Raw genomic sequence first — 17,195 nt, forward strand, 5'->3', positions numbered from 1 at the left:
CGTCAGGTCAGGCCGGCGCCGGAGCGCGGCGGAGGCGGCGGCATGACCGTGGAAGACCTGTCCGCCACCAAGCGGGCACTGCTCACCGCACGACTGCGCAGACGCCCGGCCGAGGCCGGGCCCACCATCCCGGCCCGGCCCGAAGGCACCGTCCCACCCCTGTCGTTCGCCCAGGAACGACTCTGGTTCATGGAGCAGTTCGCGCCCGGGACCGCCGCGTACCACATCCCGGTCGCCCGCCGCCTGCGCGGCGTCCTCGACGAGGCCGCGCTCGCCCGCTCGCTCGACGACGTCGTCGCCCGGCACGAGTCGCTGCGCACCCGCTACCCGGTCACCGACGACGGCCGGCCCGTCCTGGAGATCGCCGCGCCGGGCAGCCCTGACGCGCGGCCCGCGTTGACGGTCGTCGACGCCGCCGACGAGGACGCCGCCGCCAGGATCGTCGACGAGGCCGTCGGCCGGCTCTTCGACCTCGTCCACGGCCCGCTGCTGCACGCGCTGCTGGTCCGCATCGCCCCGGACAACGCCGCCGACGACCACGTGCTGCTGCTCGTCACCCACCACAGCATCAGCGACGGCTGGTCCAGCGAGGTGCTCGTCGGTGAGGTCCTCGCCGGCTACGACGCCCACGCCGCCGGCGTCCCGTCACCCGTGCCGCCGCTGCCCGTCCAGTACGGCGACTTCGCCGCCTGGCAGCGCGGCCGGCTCACCGGCGACGCGCTCGCCCGCGAGGTCGACTACTGGCGCACCGAGCTCGCCGGCGTCGAACCCCTCGCGCTGCCCACCGACCGGCCGCGCCCGAAGCAGCAGACGTTCGAGGGCGCCGGGTACGGCTTCGACATCGACCGGGACCTGCTCGACCGGCTCACCCGCCTCGCCAAGGCCCACGGCGCCACCGTCTACATGGTGCTGCTCGCCGCCTTCCAGGTCGTGCTGTCCCGGCACAGCGGCCAGCGGGACTTCGCCGTCGGCTCACCCATCGCCGGGCGCCCCGAGCCTGAGCTCGAACGGCTCATCGGCATGTTCGTCAACGTCCTCGCGATGCGGGCCCGCCTCGACGGCGACCCCACGTTCGACGAGCTGATCGAGCGCACCCGCGAGACGTGCCTGTCCGCGTACGCGCACCAGGAGCTGCCCTTCGCGCAGCTGGTGTCCGAGCTCAACGTGCCCCGCGACGTGAGCCGGTCACCGGTGTTCCAGGCCGTCCTCGCGGTGCAGAACTACGCCGCCGCGTCCGACCTCACCGGGGGCACGGGCCCGCTCGACGTCACACCGTTCGGCCTGCGCGCCACCGGCACCCGCTTCGACCTCGAACTGTTCGTCATGGAGGACCCGAGCGGGCTGCGCGGGGCGTTCAACTACAACGTCGACCTGTTCGACGAGGCCACCATCGCCCGCCTCGGCCGGCACCTCGACAAGCTGCTGCGCGCCATCGTCGCCCGGCCCGGCGTGCCGGTGTCCACGGTGGACCTCCTGGAGGCGGACGAGCGCGACCAGGTGCTGCACCGCTGGAACGACACCGCCGCCGACTTCCCGGCCGACGCGACCCTGCCCGGGCTCATCGCCGCGCAGGCCGCCCGCACGCCCGACGCCGTCGCCGTGCAGTTCCAGGACCGGCGCCTCACCTACCGCGAGCTCGAGGCCGCCGCCGACCGGGTCGCCCGGCGGCTGCGCGTCGAGGGCGCCGGCCCCGGCGGGCTCGTCGCGGTCAGCGCCGAACGCTCCACCGACCTCGTCGTCGGCCTCCTGGGCGTGCTCAAGGCCGGCGCCGCCTACGTGCCGCTCGACCCCGACTACCCGGCGGACCGGCTCGCGTTCATGCTCGCCGACGCCGACGCGCCGGTGCTGCTGACCCAGTCCCGGCTGCCCGTGCCGGACACGACCGCGACCGTCATCTTCCTCGACGACCCGTCGGCGTTCGCCCGGAAGCTCCCGCCCGTCCCGGACGAGCCGCAGGCCGGCGACGTCGCGTACATGATCTACACCTCCGGGTCGACGGGGAAGCCGAAGGGCGTGCCGAACACGCACCGCGGCATCGTCAACCGTCTCGACTGGATGCAGCGCACCTACCGGCTCGACGGCACCGACGTCGTGCTCCAGAAGACCCCGGCGAGCTTCGACGTGTCGGTGTGGGAGTTCTTCTGGCCGCTCATCACCGGCGCCCGTCTGGTGCTCGCCAAGCCGGGCGGGCACAAGGACGCCGCCTACCTGCGCGACCTCATCGTGCGCGAGGGCGTCACCACCACCCACTTCGTGCCGTCGATGCTCGCCATGTTCCTCGCCGAGGACGGCGTCGCCGCCTGCACGAGCCTCCGCCGGGTCGTCTGCAGCGGCGAGGAGCTCCCGCTCGACGCCGTCCGCGCGTTCCACGCGGCGCTGCCGGACACTCCGCTGTGGAACCTGTACGGCCCGACCGAGGCCGCCGTCGACGTGTCCGCGTTCGCGTGCTCCGGCGACCTCGACACGGTGCCGATCGGCGCGCCGATCCAGAACATCCGCCTCTACGTCCTCGACCCCGCCGGCCAGCCGGTGCCGCCCGGCGTCCCCGGCGAGCTGCACATCGGCGGCGTCGGCCTGGCCCTCGGCTACCACGACCGGCCCGGGCTCACCGCCACCCGCTTCGTCCCGGACCCGTTCGGGCCACCCGGCGGCCGGCTGTACCGCACCGGCGACCTCACCCGCTGGCGCACCGACGGCACCATCGAGTTCCTCGGCCGCATCGACCACCAGGTGAAGCTCCGCGGGCTGCGGATCGAGCTCGGCGAGATCGAGGCCGCGCTGCGCGCCCAGCCGGGCGTCACCGAGGCCGCCGTCACCGTCCGCGAGGACCGGCCCGGCGACAAGCGGCTCGTCGCCTACCTCACCGGGGTCGCGGAGCCGGACGCGCAGGCGCTGAAGTCGGCGCTGAAGACCGCCCTGCCCGACTACATGGTGCCCAGCGCGTACGTGGGCCTCGACAAGCTCCCGCTCGGCCCCAGCGGCAAGCTGGACCGCCGCGCCCTCCCGGCACCCGCCGCGGCCGCCAGCGGCTTCGAGTCGGCGCCGCCGACCACCCCGGCGGAGCTGGTCTTCGCCGCGATCTGGGCCGACGTCCTGGGGCTGCCGTCCGTCGGCATCGACGACGACTTCTTCGACCTCGGCGGGCACTCGCTGCTCGCCACCCAGGTCGTCGCCCGCGCCCGCAAGCAGCTGGACGGCGTCGGGCAGCCGGTGAGCGTCATGGACGTGTTCACCCTCAAGACGATCCGCGAGCTGGCCGCGTTCGCGTCGATGTCCGAGGAGGACCGCGGGCCGCGGCGGCTGCTGCACAAGCTCACCAAGGCCACCTCCACGCCGGACCTGTCGCTGGTCTGCGTCCCGTACGGCGGCGGCAGCGCCGTCGTCTACCAGCCGCTCGCCGACGCGCTGCCCGCCGGGCACGCCCTGTGGTCTGTCGCGATCCCCGGGCACGACGTCGGCCTCACCGAGGAGCGCCTGCCGTTCGAGGAGCTCGCCGACCGCGTCGCCGCCGAGATCCAGGAGCGGGTCAGCGGCCCGATCGCCCTGTACGGCCACTGCGGCGTCGGCAGCGCCCTCATCGTCGCCGTCGCCCGCCGCCTCGAGAACGCCGGCCGGGACCTCGAAGCGGTCTACATCGGCGCCCAGTTCCCGTTCGCCCGCCCGCGCAGCCGCGTGCTGAGCGCCCTGAGCCGGTTCGCGGCCCTCGAACCGCTGCTCGGCAACCGGGTCTACGAGAACTGGCTCACGTCGATGGGTGCCGACGTCGCCGACCTCGACGACACCCAGAAGCAGTTCATCATCGGCAACATGCGCCGCGACTCCGTCGCCGCCGAGGAGTACTTCACCGCCACCCTCGACGGCGGGGACGCCCGCCTCCGCGCGCCGATCGTGTCCGTCATGGGCACCCGCGACCCGGCCGCCGACTTCTACCAGGAGCGGTTCAAGGAGTGGCTGCTCGTCTCCGACCGGGTCGCGCTCGTGCTGCTCGAAGAGGCCGGGCACTTCTTCCTCAAGTACCGGGCGAAGGAGCTCGCCGACATCGTCAGCCGCACCCACCCGACGCTCGCCCCCGGCGGCCCCGCACCCGCGGACGTGCTGCCGGCGAGGGCGGGGGAGACGTCGTGGTGGCTGCACGGCACCGGCGCCGCGGCACCCGCACCCGCCGACCCGGCCGAGGCGAAACCCGTCGCGCAGCCCGGGATGGCGCGGTTCCTCGTCGTCGCGCTCAGCCAGCTCGTCTCCATCACCGGCTCCGCGCTCACCGAGTTCGCCCTGCCGATCTGGATCTACCTGGAGACCGGCTCCGTCGCCCGGTACGCCCTCTACGCCGTCATCGGCATGCTCCCCGGCATCCTCGCCGGGCCAGTCGCCGGCGCGATCGTCGACCGGTTCGACCGGCGCAAGGTGATGCTCGCCGGTGACATCGCCGCCGGCGCCACCCAGGCCGCGCTGCTCGCCCTGCTCGTCGGCGGCGTGCTCGTCCCGTGGCACATCTACCCGCTGCTCGCCGCCCTGTCGATCGCCCTGACGTTCCAGCGGCTCGCGTACGCCTCCGCGGTCCCGCAGCTCGTGCCGAAGCAGTACCTCGGCCACGCCAACGGCATCGTCCAGCTCGCGGGCGGCGTCAGCGCCTTCGTCGTGCCGCTGATCGCGGTCGGGCTCATGGCCGGCATCGGCCTGCGCGGCATCCTCATCATCGACGTGCTCAGCTACACCGTCGCGATCACCGTCCTCGCCGTCGTGAAGTTCCCGCGGACCCTGCCGTGGCGGCGCCGCGAGACGCTTCTCGCGGAGATCAGGCACGGCTTCGCGTACTCGTGGCACCACCGCGGCTTCCGCGCCATGCTGCTGTGGTTCGCCGGGCTGAACATCTTCCTCGCCCCGCTGTTCCTGCTCATGACCCCGCTGGTGCTGTCCTTCGCGGACCTCGGCACCGCCGCGCGGGTCGCCATGTGCGGCGGCGCCGGCGTCATCGTCGGCGGCATCGCCATGGGCTTCTGGGGCGGCCCCCGCCGGCAGCGGCTGCGCGGCATGCTCGGCCTCGCCGCCCTCCTCGCCGCCGCCGCCGTCCTCGGTGGCACCCACGCGAGCGTCTGGGTCGTCGGCGCCTGCGCGTTCGGCCTCTCGGCGGCGCTGTCGCTCGTCAACGGCGTGTACACCACGATCGTGCAGGTGAAGGTGCCGCAGCGGTACCACGGCCGGGTCTTCGCCCTGAACACCATGGTCGCCTGGTCGACGCTGCCGATCGGCCACGGCATCGTCGCGCCCCTCGGCACGAAGCTCTTCGAGCCGCTCCTCGCCCCCGGCGGCGCGCTCGCCGGGACCGTCGGCGCGGTCATCGGCACCGGGCCGGGCCGGGGCATCGCCCTCATGTACGTCGTGTTCGGGCTCGCGATGGCCGCGATGGTCGCCGCCGGGCTGCGGATCCCGGTGCTGCGCCGCTTCGACGCCGACGTGCCGGACGCCCTGCCCGACGACCTCGTCGGCCTCCAGGAGCTGCGCCGCCGCACCCAGTCCGCTCCTGAGGACGCCCGGCCGCTGGAGCCGGCCCGATGACCACCAGGACCGGCACCTCCGCGGCCATCCCCGCTCAGCGGGCGGGTGGGCGGGCGCCGGCAGTGCCGGCCACCCTGGTCGACCTGCTCGCGCACCGGGCCGCGACCGAGCCGGACCGGGTCGCGCTCGTCGCCGGCGACGAGCAGGTCACGTCCGGCGAGTGGCACGCCCGCGCCGAGGCGGTCGCCGCCGGGCTCCGCGACCGCGGCCTCGCGCCCGGCGACCGGGTCGCGCTGCACTACGGCACCGGCGGCTGGCACGAGTACGCCGTCGCGTTCACCGGCGTCCTGCGCGCCGGGCTCGTCGCCGTGCCGATGTCGGACCGGCTCGCCCCGGCCGAGGTCCGCCACGTGCTCACCCACAGCGGCGCGAGCGCGGTCCTGCACGCCGCCGGCCGTCCCGCGCCCGGCGGCGTCTGGTCCGCGACCCTCGCGGAGGTCGCGTCATCCGGCGGCACGGTCCCGGATCCGCCGTCGCCGCGGGACCTGGCGCAGATCCTCTACACGTCGGGCACCACGGGCATCCCCAAGGGCGTCGGCGCCACCCACGCCAACCTCGCCCACGGCTGCACCCTCGACCCGCGCCGCCGGCCCCTCGCGCACTCCGCGCACTTCCTGCACGCGTTCCCGGTCGGCAGCAACGCCGGCCAGACGATGCTCGTCAACGCGCTCAACGCCCGCGCGGCCGCCCTCACCGCCGGCACCTTCACCCCCGGCCGCTTCGCGAAGCTCATCGAGCGCCACGCCGTCGGCACCGTGTTCCTCGTCCCAGCCATGGCGATCGAGCTGCTGCACGCCGGCGTGCACCGGTCGCACGACCTGTCCCGGGTGCGGCTCATCGGGTCCACCGCCGCCGCCCTGCCACCGGCCGTCGCACTGGAGCTCACCGCCGCGTTCCCGGGCGCGACGATCGTGAACTACTACACCTCGACCGAGGCCGCCCCGGCGCAGACGTCGATGGTGTTCGACCCCGAACGACCCGCCGCGCTCGGCCGCCCCACCGTCGCCGCCGACCTGATGATCGCCGGCCCGGACCGGCGGCCGCTGCCGGTGGGTGAGGTCGGCGACGTGTGGCTGCGCTCGCCGGTCGCCCCCCGCTCGTACTACGGCGACGGCGAGGCCACGGCGGAGGTCTTCCACGGCCGGTGGGTCCGCATGGGCGACGTCGGCCGGCTCGACGCCGACGGCTACCTGTACCTCGTCGACCGCGACCGCGACGTCATCAAGTCGGGCGCGCACAAGGTGTCGACGCTGCAGGTCGAGCACGCCCTGCACGAGCACCCCCTCGTCCGGGAGGCCGCCGCGTTCGGCGTGCCGCACCCGGTCCTCGGCGCCGCCGTCGCCGCCGCCGTCGTCACCGACGGCCCGCTCACCGCACCGCAGCTGCGCACGTTCCTGCTCGAACGGCTCGCCGGGCACGAGATCCCCGGCCGCGTGCTGTTCCTGGACCAGCTGCCCCGCAACGACAACGGCAAGATCCTCAAGCGCTCGCTCCGCGAGCTCCTCGAGCTCCCCGACCACGACAGGCAACGCCCATGACCACCGTGACCGCAGCCCCGCTGACCCCTGCCCAGCACGGCGTCTGGATCACCGAGCAGACCCTGCCCGCAGGGCCCGCCTACCACCTCGCGGTGACGATCCGGTTCACCGGCGCGCTCGACGTCGACCGGCTCGCCGCCGCCGTCGCCGCGGTCGTCGCCCGCCACCCGGTGCTCGCCGGCGCCGTCGACGAGGACGCGGTCGCGCTGGTGCCGGCCGGCGCCGAGGTCACGCTCGTCGTCCGGCCCGGCGGCTCCGGCGGCTCCGGCGGCTCCGGTGGCGAGGCGGACGTGGCGGACCTCGTCGCGGCGCCGTTCGACCTGCGGCGCGGACCTCTCGCCCGGTTCACGCTGCTGCGGACCGCGCCCGGCGAGCACCTGCTGTGCGTGGTCGCGCACCACCTCGTCTTCGACGGCACGTCCAAGCAGGTGCTCGTCGCCGACCTCGCCACGGCGTACAACGGCGGCACCCTGCCCACGGCGGACGCGCCGGCCGCGGAGTCCATCGTGGACACCGCCGCCGCGGCCGGGTTCTGGGCCACGCGGTGGCAGGAGCCGGCGCCCGCGCAGCTGCCGGGCCTGCGGCACGCCGTCGGGGGAGCGGCGGTCGCGGTGCCGTTCACCATCGGCACCGCCGCCCTCGCCGAGACGGCCGCCACCCTCGGTGTCACCCACTTCGAGCTGCTCATCGCCGCCTGGCACGCGCTGCTGCGCCGGTACGGCAACGGCACCGTCACCACCGCCGTCGAACTGTCCACCGCGGACCGGGCGGCGCCACGGATCGGCCTGCACGTCAACGAACTGCCCGTCAGCACCACGCCGGACCCCGCGCAGCCGTTCGCCGCGTTCGCCCGGGCGGTGCGGGCCCAGCTGCGGGAGATGTACCCGCACCGCGCCGTCCCGCTCAGCCACGCCGTCCGGCTCACGCCGCGCGCGGCGCTCGCCCCGCTGACGGTCAGCTACCGGCGGCGGGCCGAGCCGCCCGCCTTCGACGGCGTCGACACCGCCGTCGACTGGCTGGTGTTCCCGGGCGCCGTGCGCGGCACCGCGAACCTGCAGCTCGTCGAGGGGCCCTCGGTCGTGGAGGGCAGCCTGCACCTCGTCGCGGGATCGTTCGCCGCCGAACAGGTCGCGGCGGAGTTCCAGGCGCTCCTCGCGGCCGCCGTCGCCGCCCCCGGGACCGCCGTCGCCGACCTGGCCCTGCCGTCCACAGCGGACGTCCCGGCGGTCGGCCCAGCACCGCGCGACACCGTGGTCGACAGGTTCCTCGCCCGGGTCGCCGCCGACCCCGCCGCCGAGGCCGTCGTGTGCGGGGACCGGCGGATCAGCTACGGGCGGCTCGGAGCCGCCGCCGCCGGCCTCGCGGACCGCCTGCGCCGGCAGGGGATCGGGCCCGGGTCCCTCGTCGGGATCGCCCTGCCGCGCACCGCGGAGCTCCTCGTCGCGGTCCTCGGCGTCCTGGAGACCGGCGCCGCGTACCTGCCGCTGGACCCTTCCTATCCGGCGGAGCGGATCGCGTTCATCCGTGACGACGCCGGCGCCGCGCTCGTCCTGACCCCGGCCGACGTGCCGCTCTCGCTGTCCGGCGGCGGTGACACCGCGGCGGTCCTGCCGGCCGCGGACGACGTCGCCTACGTCATCTACACCTCGGGGTCGACCGGGAAGCCCAAGGGCGTCGCCGTCCCGCACGGCGCGCTCACCAACCTCGTCGACGCGATGCGCGACCACCTCGGCGCCGCCGCCGGCGACACCTGGCTCGGCCTCACGTCGCTGTCGTTCGACATCTCCACCGTCGAGCTGCTGCTGCCCCTGACCGTCGGCGCCCGGATCGTCCTCGTGCCGCCGGACCGGCACCGCGACGCCGCCACCCAGCTGCGGCTCATCGACGGCCACGGCGTCACCCACGTGCAGGCCACCCCGTCCGGCTGGCGGCTGCTGCTCGAGGCCGGGCTGTCCCGCGGCGACCTGGTCGCCGTCACCGGCGGCGAGGCCCTGCCGGCGGACCTCGCGGCGCGGCTCGCCCCGCTCGTGCGGCGGCTCGTCAACGCCTACGGGCCGACCGAGACCACCGTGTGGTCGGCCCTCGCGGACATCGCGCCCGACGCCCCTGTCACCATCGGCGGGCCCGTCGCCAACACCACCCTCCACGTGCTCGACGACGCGCTGCGGCCCGTCCCCGACGGCATCGCCGGGGAGCTGTGGATCGGTGGGGTCGGCGTCGCCCACGGGTACCGCGGCCGGGGCGGGCTGACCGCGGACCGCTTCCGACCCGACCCGTTCGGCGCGCCCGGCGCCCGCATCTACGGCACCGGCGACCGGGTCCGGCGCGGCCCTTCAGGCCTGGAATTCCTCGGCCGGGTCGACAACCAGGTGAAGCTGCGTGGCCACCGGATCGAGCCCGGCGAGATCGAGGCCCGGCTCGCCACCCACCCCGCGGTCGCGCAGGCCGCCGTGGTCCTCGCCGACCCGCACGGCCCGCGGGCCCGCCTCGTCGCCTACGTCGTGCCCACGGGCGAACCCTTGGACGTGGCGGCGCTGCGCGAGCACGTGGCGCGGACCCTGCCCGGCTACATGGTGCCGGCCGCCGTCGTCACGCTGGAGCGGTTCCCGCTGACGCCGAACGGCAAGCTCGACCGGGCCGCCCTGCCCACGCCCGCGGAACCTCCTGCGGCCGCCCCCGCCGTCGCTCCCGCGGCTTTCGCCGGTACCGGCGACGACACCACCGCGACGGTCACCGCCATCTGGCAGGAGGTGCTGCGCATCGACGACATCGGCCCCGACGAGGACCTGTTCGACCTCGGCGGGCACTCCCTCACCATCACCCAGATCGCGGTCCGCATCCGCAAGCGTCTCGGCGTCGACGTGCCGCTCGACGTCTTCTTCGACACCCCAACGATCGACGGCGTCGTCGCCGCGATCGCCGACCTGCGGGAGGCCAGATGACCGACACCTTCGCCGTCGTCGTCAACGACGAGGAGCAGCACTCGCTGTGGAACGCCGCCGAGGAGCCGCCGGCCGGGTGGCGGCGCACCGGGTTCACCGGCACCAGGGACGAGTGCGTCGCCCACATCGACGAGGTGTGGACCGACATCCGCCCGCTGAGCCTGCGGCAGCGGCTGGCCGCCCGATGAGCGAGCCTTCGGTCGACGCGGCGCTCCGCGACCGGGTCGCGACGATGGTCAGCACCGCCACCGACGGCGAGGTCACCACCGAGGAGATCCTCACCGGCGGCGGCTCCCTCGCCGCGCTCGGCGTCGGCTCCCTCGCCGTGCTGCGGCTCGTCGACGCCCTCGACGACGAGCTCGGCGTCCAGCTGGACCTGGACTCGCCCGGCACGCACCTGGACGACTTCGACGACCTCGTGCGCACCGTGCAGGAGCGGGCCGTCGGCGACGACCTCGGGCGGACCGTGCAGGAGCGGGCGGTCCGCGATGACCTCGTGCGCACCGTCCAGGAGGGGGCGGTCGGCGACGACCTCGGGCGGACCGTGCAGGAGCGGGCGGTCCGCGATGACTGAGCCGCTCACTCTTCACCGGCTGCCGTTCGCGGGCGGACGATCGGGCACCGGCCCGCTGACGTGGGGGCAGCGGGCCATCTGGAACGCGATCGGTCGTACGGTGCCCAACGACCACTACTTCAACCTGGACCGGATCGTCGACCTCGGCCGGCGGACCGTGCCGGTCGACGCCGCCCTCGCCGCCCTGGCCGCGCTCGTCGCCCGCCACGAGGCGCTGCGCACCCGGCTCGGCTCCACGGACGGCACGCCGGACCAGGTGCTCGCGTCGGCCGGCGTCCTCGACGTGTCCATGGTGGATGGTGGCGACGACCCGGCCGCCGCCGCGGCCCGCGTCCGGGACACGCTCGCCGGCACCGCCTTCGACTACCACGCCGAGTGGCCGGTGCGGGCCGCGCTCGTCGCCCGCGACGGCGCCGTCAGCCACCTGGTGCTGGTGCTGTGCCACCTCGCCACCGACGGGCACGGCGCCGAGGTCCTCGCCCGCGAACTGCGGCTGCTCGCGCTCCGCGGCGACCGCGGCCTGCGCGCCCCCGAGACCAACCCGCTCGACCTGGCCGAGGAGCAGCAGTCGCCGGAGGGGCACCGCCGCGGCGCCGCCGCCCTGTCGTACTGGGCCGAACAGTTCGCCCGCATCCCCGCGACCATGTTCCCGACGCCGGTGGCACCGCCGCAGGATCCGCGCTACTGGACCGGCCGGATCGTCTCCACCGCGCTGAACGGCGCCGTCGACGCCGTCGCCGCGCAGCACGGCGTCAGCGGCTCCACCGTCCTGCTGACCGCCGCCGGGGCGCTCGCCGCGGTCGCCGGCGACCATCCCACGACCGCCGTCATGCCGATCGTCGGCAACCGGTTCACCACCGCGCACCGCGACCTCGTCAGCACCCTTTCGCAGGACGGCCTGTTCGTCCTCGACGTCGACCGGCCCACGTTCGGCGCGCTGCTGCGCCCCGGCTGGCAGGCCGCCCTGCGCGGGTACCGCGCCGCGGCCTACGACCCCGCCGGGTGGGACGCGATGCTCGCCGGCGCCGCTGCCGCCCGAGGTGAGCCGGTCCACCCGTACTGCTGCTTCAACGACATGCGGCTCATCGACGGCCGCCCCCTGAAGCCGGCGACCGACCTGAGGGCCCTGCAGCGCGACACCCGCTTCGACTTCCCCGCCACCCAGGAACGCGTCGCGTGCCGCTACTGCCTGCACGTCACGCTCGACGGTCAGGCGCTCGTCGTCACGCTCACGGCCGACACCGCGTACCTGCCGCCGGCCGCGATCGAGGCGCACCTGCGGGCGATCGAGGAGCTGCTGGTCCGCGCCGCCGGCTCGGACGTGCCGATGTCCACGCTGACGGACCTGCTGTGACCGTCGCCGACGGGCCTGCGGCGACCGTCCAGGCTTACGCCCGGGCCACCTCGGTCGCTGCCGGGGGTGCGCTGCCCTTCGTGACGACCGGCGCCGCGACCGTCGTCGTCACCGACGCCGTCACCGGGCTCGTCATGTGCCGGGACACGGTGGACGGTCCGGCGTGGACGCTGCGGGTTCCCTCGTCGTGGCCGTCGTCGCTGTACCGCGCGACCTTCGCCGCTCCGGGCGCCCTGCCACGGATCAACGCCGCCGGCGACGACGAGGCCTGGTTCGTGGTCCGGTCGGCTGCCTCTCCCGCTGTTTCTCCGGCCGCTTCTCCGGCTTCTTCTTCGGTTGCTTCTCCGGTTGCTTCTTCGGCTGTTGCCAAGGCGCCGATTCTGGTGTCGGTGCCGTTCTCGACGTGGCAGGCGTACAACCGCGCGGGCGTGCCGGGCGAAGGTCTCTACTACGCGGAGGAGCCCACCCGCGCCCCCGCCGTCAGCTTCGACCGGCCGGGCGGCGGACCACCGCCGGAGCGCTGGGAGGAGCCGCTGCTGCGCTGGCTGCGGGCCGCGCGGTACGAGGTCGAGTTCTGTTCCAATCTGGACCTGCACCTCGACCCCACCGTCCTGGACGGCCACCGCACCCTCGTCGTCTGCGCCCACGACGAGTACTGGACCTGGGAGCAGCGCGACGCCGTCGAAGGCTTCGTCCGCCGTGGCGGCAACCTCGCCGTCTTCGGCGCCAACACCGCCTGGTGGCAGATGCGCCTGGAGGACGAGGGCCGCACCATGGTCTGCCACCGCGACGCCATGACCGATCCCATGTCCACAGTGGACCCCGGCAGGGTGACCGTCGAGTGGTCCAGCGCCCCGGTCAACCGCCCCGAGAACGCGATGACCGGCGTCAGCTTCCGCCGCGGCGCCGGCGCCTGGGGCGACGGCATGGCGGTCATCGGCCTGGAGGCGTTCACGGCCAGCTTCGCCGACCACTGGGTCTTCGACGGCACCGGCCTCAGCGACGGTGACAAGTTCGGCCAGGGCACCCTCGGCTACGAGACCGACGCCGCCGACTTCACCGAGGTTTGCGGCGTGCCACGCGCCACCGGCCGCGACGGGACCCCGCCGTCGTTCGTCGTGCTCGCCACCGCCGACCTGCGGCACTGGCGCCGGTACGGCCAGGGCGGCGCCGCCACCATGGGCGTCTTCGAGCTCGGCGCCGGCACAGTCTTCACGGCCGCCACCGTCAACTGGGGCAAGGGCCTCACCGACCCCGTCGTCGACCGCATCACCCGCAATGTCCTGGACCGCTTCAGCGCTCCGGCCCCCGCCGGCTGGACCGTCATCGGCCCGCCCGCCGAGCTGCACGCCCTCACCGCCTGCGGCGGCGTCCTCTACGCCGTCAACGCCGACGGCGCCCTCCTCGCCCGCGAGGCCTGCGGCCAGAACCTGCCCTGGCAACGCATCGGCGACGCCCCTGACGTCCTGTGCCTGTCCTCCCCTCGCGAGGCCGCCGGCGGGATGCGCCAGGGCCTGTGGGCCCTCACCACCACCGGCCGCCTGATCTACCGGGACCCTGCCCTCGACGCCGTGGCGTGGACAGACGTAACCGACGCCCCACCGGGCGCCCGCGGCCTCGCCCTGTGCGACGCCGGCCTCTTCGCCGCCGCCCGCGGCGACACCCTCTGGTACCTGCCGGCCCTGGAACTGGAGGCCGGCGCCTGGCGCCAGATCGGCACCGCGGGGGGCAGCGTCGCCCTGACCACCCTGGGCGGCCGTCTGTACGCCATCACCGGCGACGACCGGATCGCCGCCCGCCCGCCGGTACCCCGCCCGCACGCCTTCACCGACGTGTGCGACGCCGGCGCCGGCCGTACCCTGGCCGCCCACGCCGGCCGCCTCCTCACCGCCGGCCCCGGCACCCCCCTCCGCCACCGCCTCCCTCCACCAGGCCTGACCAGCACGTAACGCGCGGAGTGGCCAGATCGGAACACTGTGTGATGACGATTTGCTCGGCAGTGTTACGGTCTGAAAGAGCGGAACGCCGTGCACCGATCCGCCTCCGTGTCCGACACCAGCCGTCCCCTGAACGCCCACTGCCCGCTGCCCAGCCGTCGCCGTGCCCGCTCCGCCGCCCGCCCCCGCGCGCGTCCCCGACGAGCACCGGGTCCGGCTCGCGCGCGTCCCCGCGGGCGAGGTCCGACACTTCGGGGAAGCGCATCTACGACGAGTACCGGTTTCGGCTCGCACCCGGGGTTCGGCGGGTTCGCAGTGGGTGCGGCGGGTTCGCAGTGGGTGCGGCGGGTTCGCAGTGGGTGCGGCGGGTTCGCAGTGGGTGCGGCGGGTTCGGTCGGGGTGGGGCGCGAAGTTGTAGCATCCGCGCTGATGTTCCCGTCGGTGCGTGAGGTGCTCGAGCTCGACCCGGTCCGTAACGGTGCGCCCCGGGTCGTGGCGGGGGAGCGTGGGCTCGACCAGGCGGTGCGGTGGGTGCACAGCTCCGAGGTGCCCGACATCGCGACGCTGCTGCGGGGCGGGGAGCTGATCCTCATCACCGGGATCGGGCTGCCGCCTGACGACGCGGGGTTGCGGCGGTTCGTCGCCGACATCGCCGACGTCGGGGCGTGTGGGCTGGCGGTGGAGATGGGGCGGCGGTTCTCGCAGCGGCTGCCGGCGGTGATGGTACGGACCGCCGAGGAGCTCGGGTTGCCGCTGGTCGAGCTGCACCGGGGCACGCCGTTCGTGCTGATCACGCAGGCGGTGCACGGGATGATCGTGGATGCGCAGCTGGCCGAGCTGCGGGCGACCGCCGAGATCCACCAGCGGTTCACGGACCTGTCGGTGGAGGGGGCGGCGCCGGCGGAGGTGGTGGCGCAGACGGCGGCGCTCGCGGGGGCTCCGGTCGTGCTGGAGAACCTGTCGCGGCAGGTCCTCGCCTACGACGCGGCGGGCGGGTCCGCGGAGCTGCTCCTGGCGAACTGGGAGGCGCACTCGCGGGCGGTGCAGCCGGCGGGGCGCACCGGGCACGACGCCGGCAAGGGCTGGCTCGTGACGGTCGTCGGGGCGCGCGGGCAGGACTGGGGGCGGCTGCTGATCCGGCTGCCGGTGGTCCGGGACCGCGACGTGACGCTGATCGAGCGGGCCGCGGCGACGCTGGCGCTGGCGCGGCTCACCAAGAAGGATGACGATCACCGGGACGCGCTGGAGCGGCAGGCGCAGTCGGCCCTGCTCGCGGCGCTCCTGGGCCACACCGCCCCGGTGGCGGACGTGATCGTGCGGGCCAAGGCGCTGGGCGTACACCTGGAGCGACGGCACCTCGTCGGGGTGGTGCTGCGCGGGTGCCCGGCCGGTGCGGCGGCGCGGGCGTTGCGGGACACGTCGCTGGCGGGGCTCGCCGGGGCGGTCGACGGCGATCTCGTCGGGGTCCTGCTGGCGCTGCGGGCCGCCGAGGACGAGCCGGACGCGCTGCGGCGGCTCGCGGTGCGGGTGCGCGAGCTCGCCGGCGGCGCGGTGGTGGTCGCGGCGGGGGAGGGCGTGGCGACGCCCCGGGAGGCGCGCCGGTCGCTGCTGGAGGCGAGCCAGGTCGCGGTGTCGGTCCGGCGCCCGGCGTCCGGCCCCGGGGACGTCGTCCGGCTCGCCGACGTGGGCCTGCCGGGGCTGCTGCACATGCTGCGCGACGAGCCGCGGCTGCAGACGTTCGTGGAGCAGGAGCTCGGACCGCTGCTCGCGCACGACGCCGGGAACCCGCGCGAGCAGCTGCTGGGCGTGCTGCGGGTGTACCTGGAGTGCGGGCGCAACAAGTCGGCGGCGGCGGAGCACAGCCACCTGTCGCGACCCGCGTTCTACGAGCGGCTGGCCCGCATCCGCAGGATCATCGGCGCGGACCTCGACGACGTGCAGGTCTGCCTGTCGCTGCACGTCGCGCTGCTGGCCCTGGACGCGCTCAGGGACTGAACAACGGGGCGCTATTGCATCGACAGGTGTACGTGGTTGTAGTGGTCGCCGGCGGGGGTGCCGTCGCCACCGTACGACTTCCAGCCGCTGCTGGGCTGCCAGATCCGCTTGTACCAGATGACGTACTTGACGCCGAGGTTCTTCGCGTTGGCCACGCACCACGCGGCGAGCCGGTTGCCGTAGGCGAGGTCGTCGCCGGTCGCGCGGGCATTGACGAACGTGCTCTTGTTGGCGGAGAAGTCGCACGCCTTGCCGAGCGGGTGGTCGCCGCCGCCGCCGCTGCGGTAGCACGACGTGTAGTGCGTGAACCCGGCCAGCCGAGCCTCGTTGTAGGCGTTGAGCATCCGCGGGGAGATGCAGTTGCCGGTCGTCGGGTCCTTGAGGCTGCAGGTCTCCTTCGGATACGAACCGTCGGAGTTGCGCGCGACCGGCTTGGTGGTGACCGTGCCGCCCGTGGGCGCGCCGGTGGTCGCGCCGCCGCCGCCCGCCTTCTTCAGCGCGTCCTCGGCGGCCTTCTTGTTCGCCTCCATGATCTTCAGCTGGGCCTGCTGGTTGGCGATGGCCGCGGCGATGTCCGCCTTCTGCTGCTCCAGCTTCTTGCGGGTCTCGACCAGGTCGTGCAGGGCCTTGTCGTCGCGGGAGACCATGTATTCGATCGTGGACATGTCGTGCAGCAGCTGGTCCGGGTCGTCACTGCCGGCCATGACGTTGAACAGGCTGACGCGGCGGCCACGGTACGCGGCGCTGGCGACCGACCCGGCGGACACCTCCAGCTCGGCGAGGCGTGCCTGGGTCTTCCCCAGGTCGGCCTCGATCGCCGCCTGGTCGGCGGTCGACTTGTCCAGGCGACCCTTGGCGTCGTTGTACTCGCCCATCGCCTTGTCGAGGGCCTGACGGACAGTGAGGTTGCTGCCACCGTCCTCGCCGGGCTCGGCGGCGGCGGGGTCGGCGAACGCGATCACCAGCATGCATGTGGTGACCAGGAACGTGAGGATCCGTCGCGGCGCCGTCAACATCGCCGGACAGCATATCGAAGCAGCGTGAAAACGCCAGAGCGGGAATGTGCGGCACGGACGGCCCGCTCCGCCGGCGCCGGGGCGCCACGCCCCCGGGGCTGCCGATCCACGCGGCCGAGCCGATCGAGCCCGTCACCGGCAAGGGCGCAGGGGTCACTGACAGTGACGGCCGGAGCTGGTTCATGAGCTGGTTCATGTCTGATCGCCGAGCCGATCGAAGGCGCCGGCGGGCTTCTCCGGGCCTGGAGTTGAGGAGGAAACCCGCGAAGGGCTGGAAATTTTG

The 17,195-nt window shown here is 74.6% G+C and carries 9 protein-coding genes; 8 read left to right on the top strand and 1 reads right to left on the bottom strand.

What is annotated here, in order from left to right; all coding sequences use genetic code 11:
• Window positions 1-42: 42 nt before the first annotated feature.
• From ACFY3L_RS37075 to ACFY3L_RS37110, 8 genes are all read left to right on the top strand, one after another.
• Window positions 43-5,556 carry an amino acid adenylation domain-containing protein gene (locus ACFY3L_RS37075; RefSeq protein ID WP_389335210.1) on the top strand — a complete coding sequence of 1,838 codons (5,514 nt, stop codon included), beginning with the start codon at window positions 43-45 and terminating at the stop codon, window positions 5,554-5,556.
• Complete coding sequence (locus ACFY3L_RS37080; RefSeq protein ID WP_389335213.1) at window positions 5,553-7,094, top strand: class I adenylate-forming enzyme family protein; 1,542 nt, start codon at window positions 5,553-5,555, stop codon at window positions 7,092-7,094. The genes ACFY3L_RS37075 and ACFY3L_RS37080 overlap by 4 nt, the downstream gene beginning before the upstream one ends.
• The gene (locus tag ACFY3L_RS37085; protein ID WP_389335216.1) at window positions 7,091-10,036 is read left to right on the top strand and encodes an amino acid adenylation domain-containing protein; all 2,946 of its coding nucleotides are present in this window, start codon (window positions 7,091-7,093) and stop codon (window positions 10,034-10,036) included. The genes ACFY3L_RS37080 and ACFY3L_RS37085 overlap by 4 nt, the downstream gene beginning before the upstream one ends.
• The gene (locus tag ACFY3L_RS37090) at window positions 10,033-10,224 is read left to right on the top strand and encodes an MbtH family NRPS accessory protein (protein WP_344502904.1); all 192 of its coding nucleotides are present in this window, start codon (window positions 10,033-10,035) and stop codon (window positions 10,222-10,224) included. Before ACFY3L_RS37085 ends, ACFY3L_RS37090 begins: the two co-directional genes overlap by 4 nt.
• Entirely contained in the window at window positions 10,221-10,610 is a 390-nt protein-coding gene (locus tag ACFY3L_RS37095; protein WP_389335219.1) for a hypothetical protein, read from the top strand. Before ACFY3L_RS37090 ends, ACFY3L_RS37095 begins: the two co-directional genes overlap by 4 nt.
• A complete protein-coding gene (locus ACFY3L_RS37100; RefSeq protein WP_389335222.1) occupies window positions 10,603-11,964 on the top strand; it encodes a condensation domain-containing protein in 1,362 nt (453 codons plus the stop codon). The genes ACFY3L_RS37095 and ACFY3L_RS37100 overlap by 8 nt, the downstream gene beginning before the upstream one ends.
• Entirely contained in the window at window positions 11,961-13,913 is a 1,953-nt protein-coding gene (locus ACFY3L_RS37105; RefSeq protein ID WP_389335225.1) for a N,N-dimethylformamidase beta subunit family domain-containing protein, read from the top strand. Before ACFY3L_RS37100 ends, ACFY3L_RS37105 begins: the two co-directional genes overlap by 4 nt.
• Window positions 13,914-14,330: 417 nt before the next feature.
• The gene (locus ACFY3L_RS37110) at window positions 14,331-15,896 is read left to right on the top strand and encodes a PucR family transcriptional regulator (RefSeq protein WP_389335228.1); all 1,566 of its coding nucleotides are present in this window, start codon (window positions 14,331-14,333) and stop codon (window positions 15,894-15,896) included.
• 11 nt (window positions 15,897-15,907) lie between these two features.
• Here ACFY3L_RS37110 and ACFY3L_RS37115 read toward each other — a convergent pair whose 3' ends face one another.
• Complete coding sequence (locus tag ACFY3L_RS37115; RefSeq protein ID WP_389335231.1) at window positions 15,908-16,912, bottom strand: coiled-coil domain-containing protein; 1,005 nt, start codon at window positions 16,910-16,912, stop codon at window positions 15,908-15,910.
• Window positions 16,913-17,195 lie beyond the last annotated feature (283 nt).

The sequence above is a fragment of the Dactylosporangium sp. NPDC000521 genome (assembly GCF_042898305.1).
Lineage (GTDB): Bacteria > Actinomycetota > Actinomycetes > Mycobacteriales > Micromonosporaceae > Dactylosporangium.

Coding starts and splice junctions, on each gene's coding strand:
- ACFY3L_RS37075 (WP_389335210.1), top strand. CDS start 43: ATGACCGTGGAAGACCTGTCCGCCACCAAGCGGGCACTGCTCACCGCA.
- ACFY3L_RS37080 (WP_389335213.1), top strand. CDS start 5,553: ATGACCACCAGGACCGGCACCTCCGCGGCCATCCCCGCTCAGCGGGCG.
- ACFY3L_RS37085 (WP_389335216.1), top strand. CDS start 7,091: ATGACCACCGTGACCGCAGCCCCGCTGACCCCTGCCCAGCACGGCGTC.
- ACFY3L_RS37090 (WP_344502904.1), top strand. CDS start 10,033: ATGACCGACACCTTCGCCGTCGTCGTCAACGACGAGGAGCAGCACTCG.
- ACFY3L_RS37095 (WP_389335219.1), top strand. CDS start 10,221: ATGAGCGAGCCTTCGGTCGACGCGGCGCTCCGCGACCGGGTCGCGACG.
- ACFY3L_RS37100 (WP_389335222.1), top strand. CDS start 10,603: ATGACTGAGCCGCTCACTCTTCACCGGCTGCCGTTCGCGGGCGGACGA.
- ACFY3L_RS37110 (WP_389335228.1), top strand. CDS start 14,331: ATGTTCCCGTCGGTGCGTGAGGTGCTCGAGCTCGACCCGGTCCGTAAC.
- ACFY3L_RS37115 (WP_389335231.1), bottom strand. CDS start 16,912: ATGTTGACGGCGCCGCGACGGATCCTCACGTTCCTGGTCACCACATGC.